This window comes from Pseudomonas sp. GW821-FHT01D09 (assembly GCF_059422465.1).
This window is the reverse complement of sequence record NZ_JBWKWY010000029.1, coordinates 1-26,043: the sequence shown is the minus strand read 5'-3', so window position 1 is coordinate 26,043 and position 26,043 is coordinate 1. Positions and strand designations below refer to the sequence as shown.

Genomic DNA, 26,043 nt, shown 5'->3' with positions numbered 1-26,043 from the left:
CGAACTCAGTGTCCAACAGGTTGAACGCGCACCCCAGGGCCGGATTTTGCTCCGCCGCCTGAACAAGCAGCGGTCCGAGATTGAGCGGAGGTGAGGTTTGTGTAAAAACATATTGCGTACTGCCAGCACCGGGTACACAGGCGGCCAAGAGGTTATCCTGCGGCAACAAAAAACGATGGCATTCACTTCGGGGGGGCTTGCTTGCAGAAGCAAAATCCCTCAGCTCTGGCATTTGTCCCCATGCGCCACAAGATTTAGGCTGTAGTGCATTCCCTTGCCCAAGAAGGAACCCCCGATGACCTGGTCTGCCCAGCAGTATTCGATGTTTGAACAACAGCGCACCCGTCCCGTCCGCGACCTGGTGGCTGCTATCCCTACGGGTGAGGTGCGTACTGCGGTCGACCTGGGGTGTGGCCCGGGCAATTCCACCGAGGTGCTGGCCGAGCGTTTCCCCCGGGCGACGATCACTGGCCTGGACAGCTCGCAGGACATGCTGGCCAGCGCCCGTGAGCGGTTGCCGGCACTCAACTTTGAATTGGCCGATATCGGTGCCTGGAAGCCTGCGCAACCGTTTGATGTGATCCTGGCCAATGCCTCGCTGCAATGGGTGCCGGACCACGCCACCCTCTACCCGCACCTGGTGGCGCAGTTGACGCCGGGCGGGACGCTGGCGGTGCAAACCCCGGACAACCTCAACGAACCCGCCCACCGCCTGGCCCGTGAGGTGGCCGCGCAAGGGCCGTGGGCGGGCAAGATCGGCGCGGTCAAACATGAGGCGCGTCACCCGGCGAGTTATTACTACGAATTGTTGAGCAAACATTGCAGCACCGTCGATGTATGGCACACCACCTATTACCACCCGCTCAGCGGCCATGAGGCGGTGGTGGAGTGGTTCAAGGGCACGGGCCTGCGGCCATTCCTCGCACCGCTGGAGGAGGCCGAGAAAGGCGCCTTCCTCGACGCCTACCTGGCGCGCATCCGCGAGGCTTATCCCGCCCTGGCCGATGGCACGGTGTTGCTGCCGTTTCCACGGCTGTTCATTATCGCTACGCGCTGACAGCCCGCCGTCAGGCCTTCAGGAACTCATCCGCCGACACCACGCTGGCATAGGCGAATGCCAGCGATGCCATGTAGGCATCATGCACCTGGGCTGCGGCAATGGTCTTGCCATTGAACTCCAGGTCGCGAGTGGCGCAGGCGTCGTGGATCACCGTGACGTTGTAGCCATAGTCCGCCGCTGCCCGAACCACTGCGTCGATGCACATATGGCTCATGCTGCCGACCACCACCAGGTCGGTGATGCTGCGTTGTTCCAGCAACTCGCGCAGGTTGGTTTGGCGAAACGCATTTACAAAATGCTTGAGCACCACCGGCTCGTCGTTTTCGTTCCGCACCTGGGCATGTATGTGCGCGCCTTCGGAGCCTGGGGTGAAGAAGGGCGCATCCGCCGAGGTGAACTCATGGCGCACGTGGATCACCGCGTCGCCGGCCTGGCGAAATGCCTGGAGCACCTGTTGCGCCTTGTCGGCCGCGGCTTCCACGCCGGTCAATGGCCACTTGCCGTGGGGGAAGTAGTCGTTCTGGATATCGATTAGGATAAGTGCTTGCTTGGCCATGGGTATTTTCTCGTGAGGGGTTGATGCGCCCAGTATCGTGGCTGGCGCGTGGCACGGGGATTGGCCGTACCGACAATAACAGGGGGAAAACTGACAATGGCTGTGGAACGCTCGATCATCGAGCTCGGCGTGCTGATTTATCACGGCGCGCAGATGGCCGCTGTGCATGGGTTGACCGACCTGTTTGGCGTCGCCAATCGCATTGCCGCCGAGCATCAGAGCCGGCAGTTGCCCTTGTTACGTGTCAGTCACTGGCAGGTCAATGGCGATGGTACGCCTGTTCGCGGCTTCGACAGCCAGCCTGGCCCCGATCAACCATTGATGGCCGTGCTGGTGCCGCCGTCGATTGGCGAGTTTTGCGAAGAGCAGGCGCCGCCCGCGCTGCTGCACTGGCTGCGCCTGCAACATGCCGCCGGCACGGTACTGGGGGGCGTGTGCATCGGTTCGATCATGCTGGCGCGCAGCGGTTTGCTCGATGGGCGCAGGGCCACCGCCCACTGGTCTTCGGCCAACACCTTCGCCAGCCGTTTTCCTGCGGTGCGCCTGGAGGCCGACAAGCCGATGGTCGATGATGGCGACCTGATCACCACCGCCGGGCTGATGGCCTGGTCCGAACTGGGCCTGCGCTTGGTCGAGCGCCTTATGGGCCCAAGCATCGCCGCCGACACCGCGCGCTTTCTGGTGATTGCACACAGCGACAGCGCCAGCCAGTGCGGCAGCAACTTTGCGCCGATCCTCAGCCATGGCGACGGGGCGATCCTCAAGGTCCAGCACGCGTTGCAGGCCAGTGGTGCGGTGGAGGTCTCCCTTACGGCGATGGCCCAGGCGGCCGGCCTGGAAGAGCGCACTTTCCTACGGCGTTTTCGCAACGCCACCGGCTTGAAACCCACCGAATATTGCCAGCACCTGCGGGTCGGCAAGGCACGGCAGATGCTGGAGTTCACCAATACCACCATTGATCAGATTGCCTGGACCGTGGGTTACCAAGACCCGAGCGCCTTTCGCGCCATCTTCAAGAAAATTACCGGCCTTGCGCCCAGCGATTACCGCAATCGGTTTGGGGTGAAAGCACCTGCCTGAATTATCGAGTGGCCCGGTGTCCCTGACGGCCTGCGCCTCGCTCCTGCAAAAAGCCTTGATTGAGCGACTACTTAGTAAGTGACGGTTGCGCTACAAACCCGCAAAATGCAACGATTCTGGCCAATACCAACGGCATGGCATCCATGCCTGTCGATAATAGCCATCGTTCCAAACAGACCGGGCCTGCTCAATCTATGCGAATGCGCCTTATGTTACTGGGCGGCGGGAATGCCCTCGGGCAAGCGCTGATTCGCCTTGGTGCGGAGGAAGATATCGGTTTCCTCGCGCCGCGCCCGCCCCAAGACGGCTGGGATGCCGCCAGCCTTACCCAATTGCTCGACGACACCCGTCCCGACGCTTTGATCAACCTCGCCTACTATTTCGACTGGTTCCAGGCCGAGAGCGTGAACGAGGCCCGCCTGGCCGGGCAGGAGTCTGCCGTCGAGCGCCTGGCGGAACTGTGCCAACACCACAACATCACGCTGCTGCAACCGTCCAGCTACCGGGTGTTCGATGGCTCGCGCGCCACCGCCTACAGCGAAAAAGACGAACCAGTGCCCCTGGGCCTGCGTGGCCAGGCGTTGTGGCGCATTGAACAGAGCGTGCGCGCCACCTGCCCGCAACATGTGCTACTGCGCTTTGGCTGGCTGCTTGATGACAGTATCGATGGCGCGCTCGGGCGTTTCCTGGCCCGTGCCGAGCAACCCGAGCCCTTGCTGCTGGCCGATGACCGGCGCGGCAACCCGACACCGGTGGACGATGCGGCACGGGTGATTATCTCGGTGCTCAAGCAACTCGATTGTGCGGCGCCGCTGTGGGGCACCTACCACTACGCCGGGCAAGAGGCGACCACCCCCGTGGCGCTGGGCCAGGCGATCCTCACCGAAGCGCGCACCTTCCATGCGCTGGCGGTCGAAGCGCCGACAGCCCAGGCCCACGCCGCCCGGCCGGATGCCGCCGACGAGCCACAGCATGCAGTGCTGGCCTGTAAGAAGATCCTGCATACATTCGGCATCAAGCCACGGGCGTGGCGTGCGGGACTGCCGGCGTTGCTCGACCGCTTCTACCGGCATCACTAGCTGACGGAACAAAAAAAATGTGGGAGCCCGGCTTATGTAGGAGCTGGCTTGCCTGCGATGCAGACACCTCGGTCTATCAAAGACACCGAGGCGATGCTATCGCAGGCAAGCCAGCCCCCACACAAGTCAGCTCCCACATTGTTTTGTGGCGTTTATTAAGCCGGGTTTAGAACTTGTAGCCGATACCGACCATGTAGACCATCGGATCCACGTCCACATTGACCTTGGCGCGGGTGCCCGCCGCCAGGGCGTTGTTGTCGACGGTGGCCTTGGTGCTGATGTCGATGTAGCGCACCTGACCGTTGATCATCCACTTGTCGTTGATCATGTAGTCCATACCGATCTGCGCCGCCCAGCCCCAGGAGTTCTCGGCCTTGAAGTTGCTGAAGCCTTCGCCCTGGGCGCGGCTGCTGACGTGTTCGTCATAGATCCAGGTGTAGTTGATACCCGCACCGACGTAAGGCTGGAACGCCGACTTGCTGTCCAGCGGGTAGTACACGACGCTCAGGGTCGGCGGCAGGTGCTTGAGGCTACCGAGCTTGCCGTTGGCGGCGCCGAGGGCGGTGTTCTTGATCTTCACATCATGCTCGAACGGCGTGGCGGCCAGCAGTTCGATACCGACGTGGTTGGTCAGCATATAGGCGAAGTTGAGGCCCAGTTGCGTGTCGCTGCTCATGGTCGCCTTGCCGCCCAGGTTGGTGCCGGCCAATGGGCCCTGGTCAACCTTGACGCTGCCGCTGTCGGCCTTTGGGTTAACGGTGATGGCACCGGCGCGAACCAGGATGTCGCCAGCCTCGTGGGCGTGGGCGAGAGGGGCGGCGAGTGCGAGCGCGAAGAGGGAAGCGCTAAGCAGTGACTTGTGCATGGGTGGCTCCAAAGGACGTTTTTAGTTGGCTATGTCCAATGGTAAAGATCGCTGCACCTGGGCCTTTGACTCAGCTCAATGAAACGGCGATCAGCCAAATACACCGCCAATCAACACTGTGGGAGCCCCACATTTGATTGGTGGTGCTATTCCGGCAACTCGTAGATGTAGATCTTCTCGGCCTCCATCTGATAGCCCGCATCCGCCAGTTCGCTGGTGGACGGCTTGACCTGCATCTGCCCCTCGATCCAGTACGGCTGGTACAGCTCCTCCAGCTTCACGCCGATCTCGCTCCTGACATGCACGATCTGGTTCGACGGCGGGGGCGGCACATGGATGCAGGCGCCGAAGTACGGCACCAGCAGGAACTCAGTGGTGCGGCCTTCCTCACTGACTTCCAGCGGCACGATATAACCCGGCAGGCGCAGATGCTGGCCGTTCAACTGGGCCACCACCGGAGCATTGGGCAAGTCCTGCTTGGCCGCTGGCGCGGCCTCCGCCGACAGGGCGTCGGCCATGTTCGACAGGTCGTGCAGCGGCGTCATATTGGGCACCTCCACCGGGGCATCCGGCGGAATCATTTCCTGCCACGACAAGTCTCGGGGCTCGGCGGCCCAGGCGGGCAGGGCCACCATCAATAACAGCGCAAGCAGGGCACGGCGCATCAAAGCCTTCCTCATAAACGGATCGACAGGCCATCGGCCAACGATTGTCGATAGGCGCGCCAGGCCGGCACGCTGCCCATCAGCAGGGCGGCGATCAGGATACCGGCGAGCAGCGTCCATTCATACGGGCTGGGCAGCGCCAGTGGCAGGTCCAGGCCGTAATTGGCCTGTAGATAGCCACGGGACGCGGCGATGCATACGTACAGCAGGCCAACCCCCGCAACCACCCCGGCCAGTGCCAGGGCAAAGGCCTCGAAAACCAGCAGGCTTGCAATGTGCCACGGTCGTGCGCCCACCGAACGCAGGATCGCCATTTCCCGACGGCGCTCATTGAGGCTGGTGAGGATCGCCGTGAGCATGCCGATCAAGCCGGTCAGCACCACAAACAGCGAGATCACGAACAGCGCCTTTTCGGCGGTGCCCATCATGCTCCACAGCTCTTGCAAGGCCACGCCCGGCAGGATCGCCAGCATCGGCTCGCCACGGAACTCGTTGATCTGCCGTTGTAGGGCAAAGGTCGAAATCTTGTTGTTCAGCCCCAGCATAAACGCGGTGATGGCTTGTGGCGTGAGGTCCATATTGCGCGCCTGGTCGGCACTGACCCGGCCCTTGCCCTGGGCGGGCACGCCGTTGTGCCAGTCGATATGGATCGCTTCCATGCCGCCGAGGCTGATGTGCAACGTGCGGTCCACCGGGGTGCCGGTGCGTTGCAGAATGCCGACCACGGTGAACGGTTTGTCATCGTGCTTGACCAGGCTGACCACCGCCACGCCGTGGGCCAGCACCAGCTTGTCGCCGAGTTTGTAATGCAGGGCGTCGGCCACTTCGGCGCCGAGCACCACTTCAAACGGGTCGCTATCAAACGCACGGCCACTGGCCAGTTGCAGGTTCTGCTTGCGGCCGTACTGGTAGTGCTCGAAGTAGGCTTGGGTGGTGCCCATCACCCGGTAGCCGCGATGGGAGTCGCCGAGGGACATGGGGATCGCCCATTTCACCTGCGGGCTGGCGGCAAAGTGCTCGAAGCTGTCCCAGCGGATGTTGTTGGTGGCGTTGCCGATGCGAAATACCGAGTACAACAGCAGGTTGACCGAGCCTGCGCGGGCGCCGACGATCAGGTCGGTGCCGCTGATGGTACTGGCAAAGCTGGCGCGGGCCTCGGTACGCACGCGCTCCACCGCCAACAGCAGGCACACCGACAGGGCGATGGCGAAGGCGGTGAGGATCGCGGTAAAGCGGCGGTTTGCCAGGCTGGCCATGGCTAGACGGAACAAATACATCTCAAACCTCGAGCGGCGCGGCGGCGCGATTGAGTTCGGCCAGCGACAGGCTGCGGTCAAACAGCGAAGCCAGGCTCTGGTCATGGCTGACGAACAACAGGCTGGCGCCCGCCTCGCGGCATTCGGCGAACAACAATTGAAGGAAGGCTTCCCGGGCATCGTGGTCCAGGGCCGAGGTCGGTTCGTCGGCGATCACCAGTTCCGGCTGTCCGATCAAGGCCCGGGCGGCGGCCACCCGTTGTTGCTGGCCGATCGACAGCGCATCGGCGCGGCGCCCGAGCAAGTCCGGGTCCTTGAGGCCCAGGTGCGCGAGCAGGGTCGCGGCGGCCTGGTCGACACTGCCATGGCGCTGGATCGCCCGCTGCGCCCGCAGCTTGGAGAAGTGGCAAGGCAGTTCGACGTTTTCGCGGACCGAGAGAAACGGCAGCAGGTTGAACTGCTGGAAGATATAGCCGGTGTGGTCGACCCGGAACCGATCGCGGGCGCCGGCCGACAAGTCGGTCAACTCCTGGCCCAGCAGGCGGATGCTGCCGCGACTGGGTGTCTGCACCCCGCCCAGCAGGCCGAGCAGGGTGGTTTTGCCGCTGCCGCTGGGGCCCTTGAGGAACAGGGTTTCCCCCGGCTCCAGGCGAAACGCCGGGATCTCCAGCAACTGGGGGTGACCGGGCCAGTTAAAGCCCAGGTCGGACAGTTCGATCAGTGCTTGGGTCATGGGAACTCAATATCACCTGCAGAGCGCGGTCACCTGTGGGAGCTGGCTTGCCTGCGATGCAGACGACGCGGTGTATCAGTGACACCGCGCCGATGCCATCGCAGGCAAGCCAGCTCCTACATCAACCGTGTGGGGTCAGAATTTCAGGGTCGCGGCAGCCGCCGTTGCTTCAACACCTTGCTGGCCGCCCGGGCTGATCAGTTGTACCTGAATTTTCTGGGTGGCGGGGAAGGTCTTGAAGAGGTTCGCCAGGTCGAGGTTTTTCAGCGCGCCAGGGGTGGCGCAGGTGAACTGGTAGTGGGCGTGGATTTCGCTGTGATCATGGTCATGGGCGGCCGCACCTTTGCCGTCGGTGGCGTGGTCATGATCGTCTTCTGGCTTGTCACCAAACAGCGGGCTTTCCAGCTCCTGGGTACTGACCACACAACCGGCAGCCTTGGGCAGGCTGAACAGCACCAGGGGTTGTTCCAGCTGCTTGCGGGCGGCGGCAACCTTGGCTTTGTCGGCGTCGGTGGTGGCCAGGTGCTCGAACCCCACCAAGTTCATCGCCGGGCTTTCCAGCTCCAGCTCCAGGGCCTTGCCATCGAGCACTGCATTGAGACGGCCAACGCCATGCTCATGGGCGCCAAGGCTGCCATGTTCATGGTCGTGATCGTGGTTGTGTTCGTCAGCGGCCTGGGCGGCCAGTGGCAACAGGGCAAACGGCAAAGCGAGCAACAGGCGGCGCATGGGGAGACTCCAAGGCGAGAATGAGGGTTTTGTTATGTGATCTTATAACAAAAGAGCCGAGAGTTTGACCGCCTGCTTGGCGTTGCGCAAGACGCATGGGAGCATGCTCGTCAGAAAAGTGCTGAGGACGAGCAATGATGCGAATTCGTGGAACCATCGGCGAGCTGCCCGTGGACTTGACCCTGGAGCTGGACGACAGCGATTGGGCGCGGCTGGGCGTGCACCTGCAGGCGGCCACGCCGGCGCCGGACACCGTGCCCGCCGCCGCGCCGGTCAATCAGGACGAGACCCTGTGGCAGGCCGCCCAGGACCTGCTGCGCGAGGCCGGGCCACTCAGCGGGCTGGAGTTGTCAGACCGCCTCGAAGGGCTGGCCGGTAGCGCCCAGGCCGGTAAGCGCCTGTTGGTGCGCCTGCGCCATAGCGCCAAGGTGAAGGTGTCCAGCGGCGGGGATACGCCGCAGTACAGTTGGATTGCTGATTAGTACAGCGCCGCAAACAGCTTGCGGCGATACACCGTGACCAGCGGGTGGTCGTTGCCCAGCAACTCGAACACTTGCAGCAGTGTCTTGTGCGGCAGGCCTTCGTTGTAGCTGCGGTTACGGATAAACAGCTTCAGCAAGCCTTCCAGCGCCGCGTCATATTGCTGGCGGGCCAATTGCTGCACGGCCAGTTGATACGCCGCTTCATCATCCTGCGGGTTTTGCGCCAGGCGGGCCTTGAGGTCAGCGGCGTCCGGCAGGTCGGCGGCCTGGCGCAGGAAGGTGATCTGCGCCTTGGCACCGGCGAGTGCCGCCTTGTGCGCATCGCTCTTGACCGCATCGAGCACGGCCTGCGCTTCGCCCAGTTCGCCACGTTCGGCCAGGCAGCGGGCGTAGAGGATCAACGCGCCGGCGTTGGTGTTGTCTTCACCAAGCAAGGCCACCAGTACGGCCTCGGCCTCACTGACCCGGCCTTCGGCAAACAGCGCCTGGGCCTGCTCCAGCGGGTCCGCCTCGGCAGGGGGCGGCATCTGCACATGGGGTTCCAGCAGCGCGCGAATCTCAGACTCAGGCTTGGCCCCGGCAAACCCATCCACCGGCTGGCCGTCCTTGAACAGCACCACGGTCGGCAGGCTGCGAATGCCAAAGCGCGCAACGATATCCTGCTCGGCTTCGCAATCGACCTTGGCCAGCAGCAACTCGCCCTGATAGCTCTCGGCAATCTGCGCCAGCAACGGCATCAACGCCTTGCACGGCGCACACCATTCGGCCCAGAAATCCACCAGCACGGGTTTGTGGAACGAGTTTTCGATGACGGCCTGATCGAAGGTGGCGGTGGTGACATCGAAAATGTAGGGCGTGGGCTCACTCATGGGGTATCTCGAAGAAAGCGGGAATGGGGCAACTATAAGGCTTGGTGGGGTTGGCTGAAAGCGATGGCCTCAAGGCCTGCGCGAATGGTACAGACTCACCCTACGAAACTCCCAAGGCTCCGCCAGGTCCGGCAGGGTCAGCGCCTCCAGGATCCCCAGCCGCTGATAATCCGCATGCTGGAAGTCCCGCACCCGCGAATCGGCGACCAAGGCTTCGCGCCCGCGGCTGAGGAATTGATCCAACAGCGGCAGGTTGGCCCGGTCGTACAGCACGTCGGCCACCAGGATCAGGTCGAAACGATCGGCTTCGGCAAAAAAATCCGCCGAATAGCCCAGCGTCACGCCATTGAGTTGCGCATTCGCCCGGCAGGCGTCGAGTGCCAGCGGGTCGAGGTCACAGGCCACCACTTCCAGGGCGCCGGCTTTCACGGCGGCAATCCCCGCAACGCCTGAGCCGGCGCCAAAATCCAGGACGCGCTTGCCCGCCACCCACTCGGGGTTGGCGGCCAGGTAGCGGGCCAGTGCCAGGCCACTGGCCCAGCAGAAGCTCCAGTAGGGCGGCTCATGCAGGATGCGTCGGGTTTCCTCGGGGCTGAAGGCGCGGTCCATGTTGTCGGCGTCCAGCAGCCATAACGACAGGTCGGTGCCCGGTAACGGGCAGGGCACCAGTTGCGCGTCGCCGATCAGTTCGCTCAAGGCCCGTTGCAGGTGCAGCGGTGGCGTCATGGGGCGCGCACGAGTTGCAGGGGGCCGGTGGTCTGGGTGATGGCTTGCTGGATACGCACCGCCGGCAGGTGCAGGATCAACTGCCCGGACTGGCTGGCGCGGCCGCGCAGTTCAACGCGGGCGCCAGTGGGGAACGCTTGCGGGTTGAAGCGCAGGCGGAAGGCCAGCGGTTTGTTGTTGCCGATCAGCACGCTGCTGGCCAGCAGTTGTTGCGGGCGGCTGCGGTCGTCGATCACCAGCAGCGCCAGCTCCACTTCGGCACCGGCCGGTACGCCATTGAGGGTGCCGCTCACTTCACGCTGATAGGCCGGCAAAGGCCCGAGCGGTTCCTGGCCGGGAATTTTTTTCTCTTGTTGCGGCGTGGGTTGCGGGGCCGCTGGTTTTGGCGCTTCGCTGCTGCAGGCGACCAGAAAACTGAACATTGTGAGTAAAACCAGCGGTCGTAACGGCATGTACGGCTCCAAAAAGGGCAAAAATCCGTGAACTAAACAGAAGAAACATAATAGTCAGCCTATATACCGTAAAGGCTATGGCTTGTCTTGCCACGGGGATGCGCTACCATGGCCCTCCCTTTTTTTGTTGCCTGCCACCATGCACTGTCCCTTCTGCGGTGCCAACGACACCAAGGTCATCGACTCGCGTCTGGTCGCCGAGGGCGACCAAGTGCGTCGCCGGCGCGAATGCCTGGCCTGCGGTGAGCGTTTCACCACCTTTGAAACCGCCGAACTGGTACTGCCGCGCCTGATCAAGTCCGACGGCAGCCGCCAGCCCTTCGACGAAGAGAAACTGCGCGCCGGTATGCAGCGCGCCCTGGAAAAACGCCCGGTGAGTGTCGAGCGCCTGGAAGCGGCGCTGGCGCATATCAAGCACAAGCTGCGGGCGACCGGTGAGCGCGAGGTCAAGAGCCTGGTGGTTGGAGAACTGGTGATGGGCGAGCTGCAAAAGCTCGACGAAGTTGCCTACATTCGTTTCGCCTCGGTGTATCGACGCTTCCAGGACCTCAATGAGTTCCGCGAAGAGATCGATCGCCTGGCCCGTGAGCCGGTCAAAGAATGAACCCTCCTTCTGCAGAACAGGCGGTGCTCGACGCCCATTACATGGCCCGTGCCCTCGAATTGGCGCGCAAGGGCCTGTACACCACCCATCCCAACCCCCGGGTCGGCTGTGTGATTGTGCGCGATGGGCAGATTGTCGGCGAAGGCTGGCATGAGCGCACCGGCGAACCCCATGCCGAGCCCAACGCCTTGCGCGCCGCCGGCGATAAAGCCCGGGGTGCCACGGTGTACGTGACGCTTGAACCGTGCAGCCATTATGGCCATACGCCGCCCTGCGCCGATGCGCTGGTGACCGCTGGCGTAGCGCGGGTGGTCGCGGGCATGCAGGACCCGAACCCGGAAGTGGCCGGGCGTGGCCTGCAGCGCCTGGCCCAGGCCGGTATCGAGGTGCTCGGCGGCGTGCTGGAAAGCCAGGCGCGGGCGCTGAACCCTGGGTTCCTCAAGCGCATGGAGCACGGCCTGCCGTTTGTGCGGGTCAAGCTGGCGATGAGCCTGGACGGGCGCACCGCAATGGCCAGTGGCGAAAGCCAATGGATCACCGGCCCCGCCGCCCGCGCCGCCGTGCAGCGCCTGCGGGCCGAGGCCAGTGTGGTGTTGACCGGCGCCGATACCGTGCTGGCCGATGGCGCACGCCTGACCGTGCGCGCCGCCGAACTGGGCCTGGATGCGCAAACCACCGCCCTGGCCATGTCGCGCCCGCCGCTGCGCGTGCTGATCGACGGTCGCCTGCGGGTGCCGCTCAATGCGCCGTTCTTCAAGGCCGGCCCGGCCCTGGTCATCACCTGCGTGACCGCGGAAAACCAGTTCCCCCGTGGCCCCGAATGCCTGGTGGTGCCGGGCGTTGATGGCCAGGTCGACTTGCGCTCGGCGCTGGTGGCCCTGGCGGCCCGTGGCGTCAACGAGGTGCTGGTGGAAGCCGGCCCGAGCCTGGCTGGCGCGTTTGCCCAGCAGGGCCTGGTGGACGAGTACGTGATTTTTGTCGCCGGCAAGTTCCTGGGCTCCGCCGCCCGGCCTTTGCTGGACTGGCCGCTTGAGAAACTGGCCGATGCCCCCCAACTCAGGATTACCGACATGCGCGCTGTAGGCGACGACTGGCGAGTCACTGCCATTCCTGTGCCAGCAGCGGGCGTATAATTCTTGCCCTGCGCCACGCTTCTTTCTGGAGGACTTCATGTTTACTGGCATTATCGAATCCATCGGCAGTATCCGCGCCATGACCCCCAAAGGCGGCGACGTGCGCCTGTTGGTTGAAACCGGCAAGCTGGACCTCGGCGACGTCAAGCTGGGCGACAGCATCGCCGTCAGCGGCGTGTGCCTGACCGTCATCGAACTGCCGGGCAATGGCTTTGCCGCCGATGTCAGCCGCGAGACGCTGGACTGCACCGCGATGAATGACCTCAAGGCCGGCAGCCCGGTCAACCTGGAAAAAGCCCTGACCCCGACCACCCGCCTGGGCGGCCACCTGGTCAGCGGTCATGTCGACGGCGTTGGCGAAGTGATAGCGCGCAGCGAAAACGCGCGGGCCGTGGAATTTCGCATCCGTGCGCCGAAAGAACTGGCCAAGTACATCGCCCACAAAGGTTCGATCACCGTCGATGGCACCAGCCTGACCGTGAACGCCGTGAATGGCGCCGAATTTGAACTGACCATCATTCCCCACACCCTCAGCGAAACCATCATGGCCTCGTACCAGCCGGGTCGCCGGGTGAACCTGGAAGTGGACTTGCTTGCCCGTTACCTGGAGCGCCTGCTGCTGGGCGAAAAGGCCGCAGAGCCTACAGCCGGTAACATCACCGAAAGTTTTCTGGCCGCTAACGGCTACCTGAAATCCTGACCAAGGGGGTGCCGCGTGGCGCTCAATAGCATCGAAGAACTGGTTGAAGACATCCGCCAAGGCAAGATGGTCATCCTGATGGATGACGAAGACCGCGAGAACGAAGGCGACCTGATCATGGCCGCCGAGTTGTGCCAGCCGGAACACATCAACTTCATGGCCAAGCACGCCCGTGGCCTGATCTGCATGCCCATGAGTCGCGAGCGCTGCGAACTGCTCAAGCTGCCGCTGATGGCACCGCGCAATGGTTCGGGGTTTGGCACCAAGTTCACCGTCTCGATTGAAGCGACCACCGGCGTGACCACCGGCATCTCCGCCGCTGACCGTGCCCGTACCGTGCAAGCCGCTGCCGCCAAAGACGCCAAGGCCGAAGACATTGTCAGCCCTGGCCATATCTTCCCGCTGATGGCCCAGCCTGGTGGCACCCTGGCCCGGGCCGGCCATACCGAAGCGGCCTGCGACCTGGCGCGCATGGCCGGGTTCGAGCCGAGCGGGGTGATCTGCGAAGTGATGAACGACGACGGCACCATGGCCCGTCGCCCGGAGCTGGAAGCCTTTGCCGCCGAGCACAGCATCAAGATCGGCACCATCGCCGACCTGATCCACTACCGGATGATCCACGAACGTACCGTTCAGCGGATCGCCGAGCAGCCGCTGGACAGCGAACTGGGGCATTTCAACCTGGTGACCTACCGTGATTCGGTGGAAGGCGATGTGCACATGGCCCTGACCCTGGGCAACATCTGCGCCGAAGAGCCAACCCTGGTGCGTGTGCACAACATGGACCCGTTGCGCGACCTGTTGATGGTCAAGCAGCCGGGCCGGTGGAGCCTGCGGGCCGCCATGGCTGCGGTGTCCGCGGCGGGCAGCGGGGTCGTGCTGTTGCTGGGCAACCCGGTGGATGGCGATGTGCTGCTGGCGCATATCCGCGAAAGTGCTGACCAGGTGCCGGCGAAAAAACCGACCACCTACAGCATCGTCGGCGCCGGTTCGCAGATCCTGCGTGACCTGGGCGTGCGCAAAATGCGCCTGATGAGTGCGCCAATGAAATTTAATGCGATATCCGGTTTCGACCTGGAAGTAGTAGAATACGTGCCCTCCGAATAAAGGCCGGCGATTGTCGCCCGTTGTTCGCGGTTCAAATATCACTAAGGGGCGCGTCATAAACGCGTCCCGGCTCTTTAAGAGATTTGTCGAATGACCCTCAAGACCATCGAAGGTACCTTCATCGCCCCCAAAGGCCGCTACGCCCTGGTGGTTGGCCGCTTCAACAGCTTCGTGGTTGAAAGCCTGGTAAGCGGTGCCGTGGACGCCCTGGTTCGCCACGGTGTGAGCGAAAGCGATATCACGATTATCCGTGCCCCTGGCGCCTTCGAGATTCCACTGGTTGCGCAGAAAGTGGCGCAGCAAGGTGAATACGCAGCGATCATCGCCCTGGGCGCGGTCATTCGTGGCGGCACCCCGCACTTCGAGTACGTGGCTGGCGAATGCACCAAGGGCCTGGCCCAGGTGTCCATGGAGTTCGGCGTGCCGGTTGCTTTCGGCGTGCTGACCGTGGATTCCATCGAGCAAGCCATCGAGCGTTCCGGCACCAAGGCCGGTAACAAAGGCGCTGAAGCTGCCCTGTCCGCACTGGAAATGGTCAGCCTGCTGTCGCAGTTGGAGGCCAAGTGATTTCCGACGAGAGCGATCGTTTCAACCCACGCGAGCCACGTCCTGCAGACGCCGGCAAGCCATCGAAGAACGAAAAGCGCCGGGCTGCCCGTCAGTTGGCGACCCAGGCGCTGTATCAGCGTCAGATGGCGGGTACTTCGCTGAACGAAATCGAAGCGCAGTTTCGCGTCGACAACGATTTTACTTTCGCCGACCTGCCGTACTTTCACGACATCCTGCACGGCGTGCATGCCAACCTGACCGAGATCGACACGGCCCTGGCGCCTTGCCTGGACCTGACCCTCGAAGAGCTGGACCCGGTTGAACTGTGCGTGATGCGCCTGTCCACCTGGGAACTGCTCAAGCGCGTCGACGTGCCGTACCGCGTTGTGATCAACGAAGGGATCGAACTGGCGAAAGTCTATGGTTCGACCGACGGTCACAAGTTCGTCAACGGCGTGCTCGACAAGCTGGCCCCGCGCCTGCGTGACGCCGAAGTGAAGGCGAACAAGCGCTAACCTGCGCTTGGCTCCCTGATGGGCGAGTTCGAGCTGATCCGCACCTACTTCGCCGCCGCGCCCTGTGCGCAAGGCGGCGAGGGCATTGCCCTGGGGATCGGCGACGACTGCGCCTTGCTGGCGGTTCCCCCGGGGGAACAGCTGGCAATCTCCACCGATACCCTGGTGGCCGGCGTGCACTTTGCCGACCCCTGCGACCCGTTCCTGCTCGGCCAGCGCTCGCTGGCAGTGGCAGTCAGCGACCTGGCGGCCATGGGCGCCAATCCTCTGGCATTCACGCTTGCACTCACCACACCGACGGTCACGGCCGATTGGTTGCAACGCTATGCCCAGGGTTTGAACGCCATGGCCCAGCGCTGCGGCGTGGGCCTGGTGGGTGGCGATACCACCCGGGGGCCGCTGAGCCTGACCATTACTGTATTTGGCCGTGTCCCGGCGGGGCAGGCGTTGACCCGCAGTGGCGCGCAGCCGGGCGACCTGCTGTGTGTGGGCGGTGACCTGGGCAATGCGGCCGGGGCTTTGCCATTGGTCCTGGGGCAGCGTAGCGCCGCCGCACAGATCGCCGAACCGCTGCTGGGCCACTACTGGTCGCCGCAACCGCAGTTGGCCCTGGGCATGGCGTTGCGTGGCAAGGCGACGGCTGCACTGGATATTTCCGACGGCCTGCTGGCCGATTGCGGGCATATCGCCAAGGCTTCAGGTGTAAGCCTGGTGATCGAGCGGCAGCGCTTGCCGCTGTCGGCGGCGTTGCTGGCCTTCCTGGGGGAGGATCAGGCGCGGTCTGCGGCCTTGAGCGGTGGCGACGATTACGTCCTGGCGTTTACCTTGCCGCCTGCTGAGCTGGCGCCATTGCTGGCCGATGGTTGGCCGGTGCAGGTTGTCGGGCGTGTGGCGGCGGGGGCGGGCGTGCGACTGCTGGATGCCAGCGGCCACGACATCACCCCGGCTGTGGGCGGTTATCAACATTTTCGCGAGACGCCTTGATACGGCAGGCTGCGCTACCCTTTAGCGCATTGTAGAAACGATCGCTTTTCCCAGGAGGACGTCATCATGGGGCTACGTCGCTGGTTGCTGATCCTGCTGTGTATTGTCGCGTCTCCCGTGTGGGCCGGTGACACCCCCGAAGTGCCCAGCCAGATCCGTCTGGCCAGTGAAACCTGGAATGACTACACCAACGCCGACGGCAGCGGCCTGGCCTGGGACGTGTTGCGGGAAATCTTCGAGCCGGCCGGGGTCAAGGTCAAGATTCGCAGCGTGCCCTATACCCGTTCGGTCGGCCTGGCCCGGCGTGGCGAAGTGGATGCCTGGGTCGGCTCCTATCATGATGAAGCCGAGGGCGTGCTGTACGCGTGCTGGCACTATGACGCCGACCACATCTACGCCCTGGGCCTGGCCAACGGCCCGGTGCCGACCCTGGCGACCCTGGGCACCTACCGCCTGGCCTGGGTGCGTGGCTACAAGTACGAGGAGTACCTGCCCAATATTCACCGCTTCAACCAAATCGAACGGCGTGGCGGGATTTTGCCGATGCTCCAGCACGGGCGGGCCGACTTCTACATCGATGCCCTGGCCGAGCTGAAATACATCCTTGGCCAGGCCAAGGATCCTGCAGCGTTCAAGCTGACGCACATTGCCGAGCTGCCATTGTTCCTGGGGTTTACCAACAACCCGCGGGGGCGGGCGTTGCGGGCGCTGTTTGACCGGCGCATGGCGGCACTGGTAGACAGCGGCGAGTTGAAACCGATTTTCCAGCGTTGGAACCAGGCGTATCCGTTTTGACGTCCATAGAACCAAGGCAAAGGCCAATCGAACCTATTGATCTTTATCAGCGATAATTCAGCTTAAGCGTGTGTAGGAACGTGCTGTTACAATGCCCGCCTCTGTGAAATCTGAAATCAGGAGCACACGGTGCCCGTCGTTTTCGTTGCTGCTTCCAAGCTGCCTACCCCCTTTGCCACGTTCACCATGCATGGCTTTCTTGAAAAAGCCTCCGGGCGCGAGCACGTCGTGCTCAGCCTGGGCGATGTGGCCGATGGCGCCCCCGTCCTGGGCCGCTTGCACTCCGAATGCCTGACCGGTGACGCACTGTTCAGCCAGCGTTGCGACTGCGGCTCGCAACTGGAAGCCGCCATGCAAGCCATCGCCCGTGAAGGTCGTGGCGTGCTGCTGTATCTGCGTCAGGAAGGCCGTGGCATTGGCTTGCTGAACAAGATCCGCGCCTACGAACTGCAAGACGGTGGCGCCGATACCGTCGAGGCCAACGAGCGCCTGGGCTTTGCCGCCGACCAGCGCGACTACGCCATCTGCCTGCCGATGCTTGAACACCTTGGGGTCAAGTCCCTGCGCCTGATGACCAACAACCCGCGCAAGGTCAAGGCTTTGACCGAGATGGGCATCACCGTCGCCGAGCGCGTGCCGTTGCACACCGGGCATAATCCGCACAACAAACTCTACCTGGCAACCAAGGCCAGCAAGCTCGACCACATGATGGGCAACGAGCATCAGGGCGAGGCAGACCGGGCGTGACGCGTGGCCAGGTCAAGCGGCGGCTGTCCTTCAGTTGGTGGCAGTACCTGGCGTTGGCGCTGCTGCCGTTGTTCGTGATCAACCTGGTATTTGGCCAGGGTGAGCCGCTGTTGCCGGTGCTGGCGATGCCGTTTTTTATCGCCGGGGCCGCGTCGATGTTTGCCAGCCTGCGTTACTTCCATGGCTACAAACATGCGCTGATCGCCACCTCCAAGGCCCTCGATACGCCTGAAGAACCCGCCGCGTGGATTACCCTGGCGGCCCGTCGGCGCACGGCGTTGCTGGTCGCGGCGTTGCCGGCCTGGATCGGTGCGCTGGCGGTGTTCGTCGGCCTGGAAGCGGTGCCGCTGTTTCTCCTGGCCTTGTCGACCCTGGTGCTGTTCTACCTCTATCGCATCCCGCGTCAGCTCGGTTGATGCGCCTCTGGCTGGCGGGTCTGCTGCTGGCCGCCAGCGCGTCGGCGACGGCGGTCGAGCGGGTGGTCAGCCTCGCGCCTTCCTTGTCTGAAATCGTCGTTGAACTGGGCGCTGCCGATCTGTTGGTGGGCGTACTCGACGGCGGTGAACGGCCTGACGCGCTGCGTAACCTGCCCTCGGTGGGGCGTTATGGGCAGTTGGACCTGGAGCGACTGCTCAGCCTGCAGCCTGACTTGCTGCTGCTCTGGCCCGGCAGCGTCGGCCCTGCCCAGCGTGAGCAGCTCAAGCGCTTGAACATCCCGGTCTACGTCGCCGAACCCCATAGCCTTGAACAACTGAGCAGCCAGGTCGAAGCCATCGCCCAACAACTAGGCCGCGCTGAAGAAGGTCGCCAACTGGCTGCCCGTTTACGTCAACGCTTGGCCGAGTTGCGCCAGCGCTATCAGCGCAGCCAGCCGTTGCGGGTGTTCTACCAGGTATGGAACCAGCCGCTGTACACCGTAGGCGGTGGGCAAATCATCAGCGATGCACTCAGCGTGTGTGGCGCGCGCAATGTGTTTGATGACCTCAAGCTGCCAGCCCCGCAGGTCAGTATCGAGTCGGTGTTGCAGCGTGATCCCCAGGTGATCCTCGCGGCGGATCAAGCGCAACTGGACGACTGGAAGGCCTGGCCCCAGGTGGCGGCGGTGGCCCAGGGACGCTTGCTGATCGTGCCGGACAAAGGGCTGGAGCGGCCCAGTGGGCAGATGGTGGAGGCGGTGGCGAGGTTGTGTCAGGTGATTGCGCCGAACCGCTAAGACCGCTATCGCAGGCAAGCCAGCTCCCACATTTGACTGTATTCACCCATCAAAAGGTGGGAGCTCGGCAGTGCAGAATATTTTAGCTACACCACAGAACACATGTGGGAGCTGGCTTGCCTGCGATGGCGTCGGCCCAGGCAACCTCAGAGCTGCGGCGTCCACGTCACCCCAAGCATCCACGTCCGGCCTTCTTCGCGATACGGCTGGTTGTTCGCGAAGTTTGGCTCGTCATAGCTGTACCACGCCCGTGTATAGCGGCGATCCAGCAGGTTATCGACCTTCAATGACAATGCCACTTCCCGATTCAGCGCCCAACTGCTGCGCAATCCCAGCAGGTAATAGCCCGCGAGCCGGTTCTTGTTGTCTTCGGCGTCGTAGCTGCTGCTGATGGCCTGCCAACTGGCGCCCAGGCTCAGTTGATCGAACTGCCGATCCAGGTCCAGGTTCAGGGTGCGCCGGGCACGACGGGCCAGGGTATGGCCGCTGTCGCGGTCGCGCGGGTCGATGATGGATAGGCCCAGGTTGCCTTGCCAGCCGAAGAGCTCTTGCTTGAGTGCGGCTTCGAGGCCGTTGATGCGGGCGGTGGCGACGTTTTGCGGTTTGCTGCTGGCGTCGAGGATGATCGCGTCTTTCAGGTCGGTGCGGTACAGCGAAGCTTCCAGGCGTGTGCTGTCACTGAGTTGGCTGCGCCATTGCAGTTCGTAGCTTTTCGAGGTTTCGGGTTGTAGGTTGGGGTTGCTGTACTTGGTGTCTGGGTAGTACAGGTCATTGAAGGTCGGCGCACGAAAGCCCTCGCTGTAACTCAGTAATACGTCGTTGTCGCTGTTGACCGGCAAGGTCAGCGTGCCGCTCCAACTGTTCTGCCCGCCGAATTGCTGGTTGTCGTCGCGGCGCAGCCCCAGTTCGGTGGAAAACCACCCCCCCTTGAAACGATGCTGGATAAACGCGGCGCGGTTCCAGCGGCTGTTTTCGCTGAACGTGGTGCTGCCGTGAAAACGGTCTTCATACCATTCGCCACCGAGGATCAGGCTGTTCTGCTGATCGAGCGTCAGGTCGTTCTGCCAGTTGATCGAGTCGCGATAGGTGTTGAACACACTGAAGTCAGCGCTGAGCTTGTCACGTTTTGTGTCGCGGTTTTCACTGTGGCCCAGCTCCACACGGGTCTGCCAGGCCTCGTTGGGTTGGGCATCGATATAAGCGCTGGCGCTGCTGACGGTGTAGTCGGTATAGGGCTTCTGGCCGACACTTTGCCCGCTAGCGAAATCATAGCGACCAAAGCTGTTGTCATATTCCGACTTGCCACGGCTATCCAGCAGGTTGAAACCCACCTCCAACTGATCGCTGAACTCATGGCTGAGGTTCAAGCTCAGCGACTTATTGCGATAGGCATCATGGTCGTGGTCGCTGGGGAAGGATGCATGGCTCCAGTCAATACCGGCGGTGTCATCCAGGCTCGCGCCCAGGTTGAAGCGTGTGCGCTCATCGCCGCCCGACAGGCCGAGGCTGCGCTCCCAAGTGTTGTTGCTACCAAAGCCCAGCTTCAGGCGCGGTTGCAGGCCTTGTCCGGCATTGCGACGGGTAAACACCTGAATCACCCCGCCGATGGCATCGCTGCCGTAAATCACCGAACGCGACCCGCGCAGCACTTCCACCCGTTCAATCTGATCGATATTCAGGTATTGCAGGCCGCTGTCGCCGGAGGTGGTATTGGCAATCCGCTGGCCATCCACCAGTACCAGGCTTTGCGCGGACTTGGTGCCACGCAAGAAAATCCCCGGCAAGCTGCCCCGGCCACCGGTGCGCGCCACTTGCACGCCAGGCACGCGGCTGAGCAGGTCGGTCACGCTGGAGGGTTGCAGGCGGTCGATATCGTCGCGGGTGAACACGGTGTTGGCGGCGCTGCTGTCATTGCGCGCCTGCACCTGGCGGTTGGCGCTGATGACCACATCGGGGAGCTTCAGGGCGGCGTCGCGGGTGTCGGCGAGCAGGTCTGTAGTGGGTAAAAGCAGGAGTGGCAGGGCAAGTCGCAGGTGTTTCATGGGCCGTCCATGGATTCCAAGGCAATACAAAAAAATGTGGGAGCTGGCTTGCCTGCGATAGCATCACCCTAGTCTCTCTGAAAGACCGAGGTGTTTGCATCGCGGCAAGCCAGCTCCCACAGTTTGATCCGCTTTACAGGCCGAGCAAGGCCATGCGCTGGCGAACGGCTGCCTCGATCCCCGCTTCATCCAGCCCGCACTCGGCCAGCATCTGCGCCGGCTTGGCATGCTCCACATAAATGTCCGGCAAGCCCAGGTGCAGCACGGACTTGAGGATATTCTCCCGCGCCAGGAACTCGCTGACCGCCGCTCCGGCACCGCCCATGATGGCGTTTTCTTCAATCGTTACCAGCAACGCATGGCTGCCAGCGATCTCGCGCACCAGGGCTTCATCCAGGGGTTTGACGAAACGCATGTCGATCACGCTGGCGTCGATTTTTTCCGCCACTTTCAGGGCTTCGGCCAGTTGCACGCCGAACACCAGGAACGCGGTCTTGCTGCCCTGGCGCCGCACGATACCCTTGCCGATCTCGATCGGTTCCAGGTCTTTCTCGATCACGGCATTCGGGCCATTGCCACGGGGGTAGCGCACTGCTGCCGGGCCGTTGTACAGGTGGCCGGTACTGAGCATCTTGCGCAGCTCGTTCTCGTCGCTCGGCGTCATCACCAGCATGCCGGGGATGCAACGCAAGTACGACAGGTCGTAGCTGCCGGCGTGGGTCGGGCCGTCTTCGCCCACCAGGCCGGCGCGGTCGATGGCGAACAGCACGTCGAGGTTCTGCACCGCCACATCGTGAACCAGCTGGTCATAACCGCGCTGCAGGAACGTGGAGTAGATCGCCACCACCGGCTTGGCGCCTTCGCAGGCCATGCCGGCGGCAAAGGTCACCGCATGTTGCTCGGCAATCGCCACGTCGAAGTAGCGCAGCGGGAAACGCTCGCTGAACGCCACCAGGTCGGAGCCTTCCTTCATCGCCGGGGTAATGCCCACCAGGCGCGGGTCGGCGGCGGCCATGTCGCACAGCCACTCGCCAAACACACCGGAGTACTTTGGCCCGCTGGCCTTTTTCGGCGCCGCCACGGGTGCATCCAGTGGTTCGAGCTTGGTGATGGCGTGGTAGCCAATCGGGTCGACTTCCGCCGGGGCGAAGCCTTTGCCTTTTTTGGTGACGACGTGCAGGAACTGCGGGCCCTTGAGGTCGCGCATATTGCGCAGGGTGGCGATCAGGGTCGGCAGGTCGTGGCCATCGATCGGGCCGATATAATTCCAGCCCAGCTCTTCAAACAGGGTGCCGGGGACCAGCATGCCCTTGGCATATTCTTCGGTGCGGCGGGCAATTTCCCACGCGCCGGGCAGGCGTGACAGTACCTTCTTGCTGCCCTCACGCATGCTGGCGTAGGTGCGGCTGGACAGAATCTTCGCCAGGTAATTGGACAAGCCACCGACATTGCGCGAGATCGACATGTCGTTGTCGTTAAGGATCACCAGCATATTGGCGTCCACTTCCGGCGCATGGTTCAACGCTTCAAACGCCATGCCGGCTGTCAGCGCGCCATCACCGATCACGGCAATCGCCTTGCGATCACTGTTTTGCAGACGGGCGGCAATCGCCATGCCCAGGGCTGCACTGATCGAGGTGCTGGAATGGCCGACGCCAAAGGTGTCGTATTCGCTCTCGGCGCGGCGTGGGAAGGCGGCGATGCCGTCCTTCTGGCGCAAAGTAGCCATGCGCTCGCGGCGTCCGGTGAGGATCTTGTGCGGATACGCCTGGTGACCCACGTCCCACACCAGCCGGTCGTCCGGGGTGTCGAACACGTAATGCAACGCGATGGTCAGCTCGATGACGCCAAGGCCAGCACCAAAATGCCCACCGGTCTGACCGACCGTGTAGAGCAATTCCAGGCGCAACTCATCGGCCAGGGTTTCCAGCTCGGCTTCACCCAGGCGGCGCAAGCCGGCCGGCGTGTTGGCACGGTCCAGCAGAGGCGTGGTCGGGCGCTTGCGGGGAATCTCTTGAAACGTCGTGGGCATCAGGCGAATCGTTATAGGTATAGAAGAGGCGGCAGTTTACCTCAAGCATCGCAAACTGCCCACGCAGAGCACCGAACTTGGCTGATATGCGGTCGTAATCAGTGACGACGTTCGACGATATACCGCGCCAGGTCGCGCAGCGGCGCGGCTGCCGCGTCGAATGGTCGCAGGGCTGCCAGGGCCTGGTCGCGCAGCTCCAGGGCATAGGCCTTGGCGGCTTCCAGCCCCAACAGCGACGGATAGGTCGGCTTGTCACGGGCAATATCGGCGCCCTGGCGCTTGCCGAGGGTCGCGGTATCGCTTTCCACGTCGAGAATATCGTCCTGCACCTGGAACGCCAGGCCGATGGCCCGGGCATAGGTCTGCAAGGCCGCCAACTGCACGGCTTCGGCGCGGCCACTGGCCAGGGCGCCGAGGTGCACGGCCGCCTCGATCAACGCCCCGGTCTTGTGCCGGTGCATATATTCCAGGGCTTGCTGGTCCAGCTTGAGGCCCACCGAACCGAGGTCAATCGCCTGCCCCCCGACCATACCGGCCGGGCCCGCAGCGCTGGCCAACGCGGTGACCATGCGCAGGCGGATCTCGGCATTCACGCCGCTCAGGCGCGGATCAAGCAAGGCGCTGAACGCCAGGCTTTGCAGGCCGTCACCGGCGAGGATCGCACACGCCTCGTCAAAGGCCTTATGGGTCGTGGGCTGGCCGCGACGCAGATCGTCATCGTCCATCGCCGGCAAGTCGTCGTGTACCAGCGAGTAGGCATGAATCAACTCCACCGCACACGCCGCGCCATTGGCTTGCGCGGCGTCCACCCCCAGCGCCTCACAGGCCGCATAGGCGAGCAAGGGCCGCACGCGCTTGCCGCCGTTCATCACGCTGTAGCGCATGGCGTCATACAGCCTGGCCAGCTCCGGGCTTGGCGCCACAAACAGCGGTTCCAGCGCAGCATTGACCCGGGCCTGGCTGCTGGCCTGATAAACGTCGATCATTGGGGTTGTTCCGCATCAAAAGGTTCTTCGGCCAACTCCCCATCCCGCTCCAGCAACACCTGGACCTTCTGCTCCGCCTGCGCCAGGGCGCTCTGGCAATCGCGGGTCAGGCCGATACCTTGCTCGAACGCCGTCAACGAGTCTTCCAGCGACAACTCGCCGTTCTCCAGACGCTCGACCAGGGTTTGCAGATCGGCGAGGGATTGTTCGAAATCGAGTGCAACTTTTTTGCGGGCCATGGCGGCTATTCCGGTTGACGGTAAACGGGCGCGACACTAGCAGATAGGGGGGGGAGGGGCAAATGAGGGGGCTGGGCATGCGTTGGGTGAGGGTGTTGTGCATGCCCGGAGGATGGGGGGCTATTGCAGTATTGACGTGCGATCAACTTGATCCGTCCCGTTTATTCGTTTTTATTATTTTTTTTGTCAAGGGTTCTGGAAGTATAAGTTAGAGGTTGATCCCTGAATTCTCTTTGCTTTTCCTTTCTCTATGTATTCACTGAACTCTCGTTCGATCGTCGTTTTGTTAGTATATTTTTGGTATTTTTTGGGTACTTCGCATGCGTACATGTAAAGCCTCCATGCGTCGAAACCGTCAATTCGATCGTCGGGGCTGTAATCGAAGTCAATACACTTATCGGATATATAAACCCTGCAGCCGATACCATGTAATTCGTATGTTGCGTTATCAGTGACTTTTCCGCGCTGCGGGATTTTTTTGGAGTGCCACAGCCCTAAAATATTTTTTGTGCCAAAAGTTAACTCAAGTAATTCGGTTGCTTTTTTAACTTGATATAAGTACTCGCAGATTAAATCTTCTAGCGTCTGAGTTTTCATTTTCTTGACCTTTTTAGTCTGTCTGGTCCAGCAGCTTTTGAAGAACTTACTACGTCATTGATGTTGCTAAATGAGGAGGGGTGGTTTTTTATATTGTCAATCAGCCTTATTGCCTAAGGGGACGGAACTATTTAGCATTGGGCCTATTGCGGTAATTGTTACCTGATTAAATAGCTATCTTAATTTTATGACTCATTTTGCATTGCCTCGGCGTGATAGCGAGTGAGGCATTCGAGTAAAATTTTCATAAACTGTCTCTGATCAGTAATTTCATCGTCAAAGTAAGTATCGAAGAGATAAAAAACCGAATCAAAGTTCTCGTCGGTTTTCAAGAAGTACTCTAGTGTATTGATGTACCACTCTCTTTCTTCTTTTTTGTAATGAAGAAACTCAGGTTTCGTCAGTTTGTCGAATAACTCTGAAAGTTCTTTGTCGTCATTAACGTTTTTTGAAACAATAAAACGTTCCCTGTCGGGGTCGTCGTAATTGTCAAAGCTGTATGTAAATAGTAGGCTTCTGATGATTGAAAGTTTTGGTAATAGTTTCATGCTAAAAGTCCGTATATGCGGTAATGGGTTTTCCGTCTGTGTCTAGTATAACTTTTGCTTTGGTTTGCTTTCCGTATTCTAAGTTTGCTTTTTTGTATCCTTCGCCAATTTCTTTTCCCATATCTATAGGTTCGCGTGATTTACCTATGTTGGTTCTCCTGAGTATAAGCTGTGCCCGATAAATAGCATTTAATTGGTCCCTGTGGCTGAGGTATCGGGTAGCTGCGCTAGGTATTTTTGGTTGGCCGACTCTTCTTCCATCAACGTGTCTTTCGATTTCTCCTGTAGTTGGATTTTTAGCCGTCATTACCCTTTCAAGTTGAGCGTCCAGCGTAGTCTGCGCGCCATGTTTTTCCAGGAAGTGAGCTCTTGGTAATGCGTGCTCCATTTCTTTCAAACGACTATAGGCATTTGCTTCTGCAAGCTCATCAATTCTTGCCTGTCGTTCTGCGCGTGTCGTTTGCGGGAGAGTAGGCTCTGCGTGATCAACATTTTTCGCGGGATCCTGAACGGTCGCGCTTGGCTTACACCCATCCCCACCCGGACACGCATTCAACCCCAACGGATCCACCCACCCCGTAGGGTTAGGCACATACAAATATCCGTTCACCCCACCGGCCAATTTCACCGGGTCGGGCGTCAGGTAGCGGCCATTATCTGGATTGTAGTAGCGATGCCGGTTGTAATGCAGCCCGCTTTC

Annotated in this window: 31 protein-coding genes; 15 read left to right on the top strand and 16 right to left on the bottom strand. The window is 61.8% G+C overall.

Annotation, left to right across the window (positions count from 1 at the left end; translation table 11 throughout):
* Positions 1-295 precede the first annotated feature (295 nt).
* Positions 296-1,057: a trans-aconitate 2-methyltransferase gene (gene tam, locus AC07W7_RS21210; protein ID WP_495040071.1), complete on the top strand. Its 762-nt coding sequence runs from the start codon at positions 296-298 to the stop codon at positions 1,055-1,057.
* A gap of 10 nt (positions 1,058-1,067) precedes the next feature.
* On the opposite strand, the gene AC07W7_RS21205 is transcribed toward tam, so the two are convergent.
* On the bottom strand, positions 1,068-1,616 hold the full coding sequence (locus AC07W7_RS21205; RefSeq protein WP_076964115.1) for a cysteine hydrolase family protein: 549 nt from the start codon (positions 1,614-1,616) through the stop codon (positions 1,068-1,070).
* Between the two features lie 96 nt (positions 1,617-1,712).
* Here AC07W7_RS21205 and AC07W7_RS21200 point away from each other — a divergent pair, with 96 nt between their 5' ends.
* Positions 1,713-2,696 (top strand): GlxA family transcriptional regulator, encoded by a 984-nt coding sequence (locus tag AC07W7_RS21200; RefSeq protein WP_495040070.1) that lies wholly within the window; start codon positions 1,713-1,715, stop codon positions 2,694-2,696.
* A gap of 194 nt (positions 2,697-2,890) precedes the next feature.
* Positions 2,891-3,775: a sugar nucleotide-binding protein gene (locus AC07W7_RS21195; RefSeq protein WP_099169431.1), complete on the top strand. Its 885-nt coding sequence runs from the start codon at positions 2,891-2,893 to the stop codon at positions 3,773-3,775.
* Positions 3,776-3,941: 166 nt separating this feature from the next.
* On the opposite strand, the gene AC07W7_RS21190 is transcribed toward AC07W7_RS21195, so the two are convergent.
* The 5 genes from AC07W7_RS21190 to AC07W7_RS21170 form a co-directional block, all read right to left on the bottom strand.
* Positions 3,942-4,640: an OmpW/AlkL family protein gene (locus AC07W7_RS21190; RefSeq protein WP_197883685.1), complete on the bottom strand. Its 699-nt coding sequence runs from the start codon at positions 4,638-4,640 to the stop codon at positions 3,942-3,944.
* Positions 4,641-4,786: 146 nt separating this feature from the next.
* A complete protein-coding gene (locus AC07W7_RS21185) occupies positions 4,787-5,305 on the bottom strand; it encodes a DUF3299 domain-containing protein (protein ID WP_495040069.1) in 519 nt (172 codons plus the stop codon).
* An 11-nt stretch (positions 5,306-5,316) separates the two neighbouring features.
* On the bottom strand, positions 5,317-6,582 hold the full coding sequence (locus AC07W7_RS21180) for an ABC transporter permease (RefSeq protein ID WP_076964110.1): 1,266 nt from the start codon (positions 6,580-6,582) through the stop codon (positions 5,317-5,319).
* Between the two features lies 1 nt (position 6,583).
* Positions 6,584-7,294, bottom strand: coding sequence for an ABC transporter ATP-binding protein (locus AC07W7_RS21175; protein WP_495040068.1), 711 nt, complete (start codon positions 7,292-7,294; stop codon positions 6,584-6,586).
* A 135-nt stretch (positions 7,295-7,429) separates the two neighbouring features.
* Entirely contained in the window at positions 7,430-8,023 is a 594-nt protein-coding gene (locus AC07W7_RS21170; RefSeq protein WP_495040067.1) for a DUF2796 domain-containing protein, read from the bottom strand.
* Positions 8,024-8,157: 134 nt separating this feature from the next.
* On the opposite strand from AC07W7_RS21170, the gene AC07W7_RS21165 reads away from it, so the two are divergent.
* Positions 8,158-8,505: a hypothetical protein gene (locus AC07W7_RS21165; protein ID WP_076964107.1), complete on the top strand. Its 348-nt coding sequence runs from the start codon at positions 8,158-8,160 to the stop codon at positions 8,503-8,505.
* Here AC07W7_RS21165 and trxA read toward each other — a convergent pair.
* The 3 genes from trxA to AC07W7_RS21150 all read right to left on the bottom strand — a co-directional run bounded on the left by trxA (position 8,502) and on the right by AC07W7_RS21150 (position 10,552).
* Positions 8,502-9,374 carry a thioredoxin gene (trxA, locus tag AC07W7_RS21160; RefSeq protein ID WP_076964106.1) on the bottom strand — a complete coding sequence of 291 codons (873 nt, stop codon included), beginning with the start codon at positions 9,372-9,374 and terminating at the stop codon, positions 8,502-8,504. The two genes, AC07W7_RS21165 and trxA, sit on opposite strands and share 4 nt — an antisense overlap.
* A gap of 69 nt (positions 9,375-9,443) precedes the next feature.
* A complete protein-coding gene (locus tag AC07W7_RS21155) occupies positions 9,444-10,100 on the bottom strand; it encodes a class I SAM-dependent methyltransferase (RefSeq protein ID WP_495040066.1) in 657 nt (218 codons plus the stop codon).
* Positions 10,097-10,552 carry a YbaY family lipoprotein gene (locus AC07W7_RS21150; RefSeq protein ID WP_076964103.1) on the bottom strand — a complete coding sequence of 152 codons (456 nt, stop codon included), beginning with the start codon at positions 10,550-10,552 and terminating at the stop codon, positions 10,097-10,099. Before AC07W7_RS21150 ends, AC07W7_RS21155 begins: the two co-directional genes overlap by 4 nt.
* Before the next feature lie 139 nt (positions 10,553-10,691).
* On the opposite strand from AC07W7_RS21150, the gene nrdR reads away from it, so the two are divergent.
* The 11 genes from nrdR to AC07W7_RS21095 all read left to right on the top strand — a co-directional run bounded on the left by nrdR (position 10,692) and on the right by AC07W7_RS21095 (position 18,899).
* Positions 10,692-11,156 carry a transcriptional regulator NrdR gene (gene nrdR, locus AC07W7_RS21145; protein WP_162493898.1) on the top strand — a complete coding sequence of 155 codons (465 nt, stop codon included), beginning with the start codon at positions 10,692-10,694 and terminating at the stop codon, positions 11,154-11,156.
* Positions 11,153-12,289, top strand: a complete 1,137-nt coding sequence (gene ribD, locus AC07W7_RS21140; RefSeq protein WP_076964101.1) for a bifunctional diaminohydroxyphosphoribosylaminopyrimidine deaminase/5-amino-6-(5-phosphoribosylamino)uracil reductase RibD — start codon at positions 11,153-11,155, stop codon at positions 12,287-12,289. The genes nrdR and ribD overlap by 4 nt, the downstream gene beginning before the upstream one ends.
* A 37-nt stretch (positions 12,290-12,326) precedes the next feature.
* Positions 12,327-12,989, top strand: a complete 663-nt coding sequence (locus AC07W7_RS21135; protein WP_495040065.1) for a riboflavin synthase — start codon at positions 12,327-12,329, stop codon at positions 12,987-12,989.
* Between the two features lie 15 nt (positions 12,990-13,004).
* Positions 13,005-14,096, top strand: a complete 1,092-nt coding sequence (gene ribBA, locus AC07W7_RS21130) for a bifunctional 3,4-dihydroxy-2-butanone-4-phosphate synthase/GTP cyclohydrolase II (RefSeq protein ID WP_076964100.1) — start codon at positions 13,005-13,007, stop codon at positions 14,094-14,096.
* Positions 14,097-14,186: 90 nt separating this feature from the next.
* Complete coding sequence (gene ribH / locus AC07W7_RS21125; RefSeq protein WP_003176356.1) at positions 14,187-14,663, top strand: 6,7-dimethyl-8-ribityllumazine synthase; 477 nt, start codon at positions 14,187-14,189, stop codon at positions 14,661-14,663.
* Positions 14,660-15,160: a transcription antitermination factor NusB gene (nusB, locus tag AC07W7_RS21120; protein ID WP_076964099.1), complete on the top strand. Its 501-nt coding sequence runs from the start codon at positions 14,660-14,662 to the stop codon at positions 15,158-15,160. The genes ribH and nusB overlap by 4 nt, the downstream gene beginning before the upstream one ends.
* 18 nt (positions 15,161-15,178) lie before the next feature.
* Complete coding sequence (thiL, locus tag AC07W7_RS21115; RefSeq protein ID WP_495040064.1) at positions 15,179-16,144, top strand: thiamine-phosphate kinase; 966 nt, start codon at positions 15,179-15,181, stop codon at positions 16,142-16,144.
* 66 nt (positions 16,145-16,210) lie between these two features.
* Positions 16,211-16,939 (top strand): substrate-binding periplasmic protein, encoded by a 729-nt coding sequence (locus AC07W7_RS21110; RefSeq protein WP_495040063.1) that lies wholly within the window; start codon positions 16,211-16,213, stop codon positions 16,937-16,939.
* A 129-nt stretch (positions 16,940-17,068) separates the two neighbouring features.
* Positions 17,069-17,686, top strand: coding sequence for a GTP cyclohydrolase II (ribA, locus tag AC07W7_RS21105; RefSeq protein ID WP_197883677.1), 618 nt, complete (start codon positions 17,069-17,071; stop codon positions 17,684-17,686).
* Positions 17,683-18,102 carry a nuclear FMR1 interacting 1 family protein gene (locus AC07W7_RS21100; RefSeq protein WP_076964095.1) on the top strand — a complete coding sequence of 140 codons (420 nt, stop codon included), beginning with the start codon at positions 17,683-17,685 and terminating at the stop codon, positions 18,100-18,102. The genes ribA and AC07W7_RS21100 overlap by 4 nt, the downstream gene beginning before the upstream one ends.
* Positions 18,102-18,899 carry a cobalamin-binding protein gene (locus AC07W7_RS21095; protein WP_197883675.1) on the top strand — a complete coding sequence of 266 codons (798 nt, stop codon included), beginning with the start codon at positions 18,102-18,104 and terminating at the stop codon, positions 18,897-18,899. Before AC07W7_RS21100 ends, AC07W7_RS21095 begins: the two co-directional genes overlap by 1 nt.
* A 146-nt stretch (positions 18,900-19,045) precedes the next feature.
* On the opposite strand, the gene AC07W7_RS21090 is transcribed toward AC07W7_RS21095, so the two are convergent.
* The 7 genes from AC07W7_RS21090 to AC07W7_RS21060 all read right to left on the bottom strand — a co-directional run.
* Positions 19,046-20,941, bottom strand: coding sequence for a TonB-dependent receptor domain-containing protein (locus tag AC07W7_RS21090; RefSeq protein ID WP_495040062.1), 1,896 nt, complete (start codon positions 20,939-20,941; stop codon positions 19,046-19,048).
* A gap of 133 nt (positions 20,942-21,074) precedes the next feature.
* Positions 21,075-22,973 (bottom strand): 1-deoxy-D-xylulose-5-phosphate synthase, encoded by a 1,899-nt coding sequence (gene dxs, locus AC07W7_RS21085; RefSeq protein WP_169901444.1) that lies wholly within the window; start codon positions 22,971-22,973, stop codon positions 21,075-21,077.
* Between the two features lie 98 nt (positions 22,974-23,071).
* Positions 23,072-23,959: a (2E,6E)-farnesyl diphosphate synthase gene (ispA, locus tag AC07W7_RS21080; protein ID WP_076965339.1), complete on the bottom strand. Its 888-nt coding sequence runs from the start codon at positions 23,957-23,959 to the stop codon at positions 23,072-23,074.
* Positions 23,956-24,198, bottom strand: coding sequence for an exodeoxyribonuclease VII small subunit (locus AC07W7_RS21075; protein WP_032861653.1), 243 nt, complete (start codon positions 24,196-24,198; stop codon positions 23,956-23,958). The genes ispA and AC07W7_RS21075 overlap by 4 nt, the downstream gene beginning before the upstream one ends.
* Positions 24,199-24,384: 186 nt before the next feature.
* On the bottom strand, positions 24,385-24,795 hold the full coding sequence (locus AC07W7_RS21070) for a DUF6896 domain-containing protein (protein WP_495040061.1): 411 nt from the start codon (positions 24,793-24,795) through the stop codon (positions 24,385-24,387).
* 185 nt (positions 24,796-24,980) lie between these two features.
* Positions 24,981-25,343 carry a hypothetical protein gene (locus AC07W7_RS21065; protein ID WP_495040060.1) on the bottom strand — a complete coding sequence of 121 codons (363 nt, stop codon included), beginning with the start codon at positions 25,341-25,343 and terminating at the stop codon, positions 24,981-24,983.
* 1 nt (position 25,344) lies between these two features.
* On the bottom strand, positions 25,345-26,043 hold a 699-nt coding region (locus AC07W7_RS21060; protein WP_495040059.1), incomplete at its 5' end, for an RHS repeat-associated core domain-containing protein.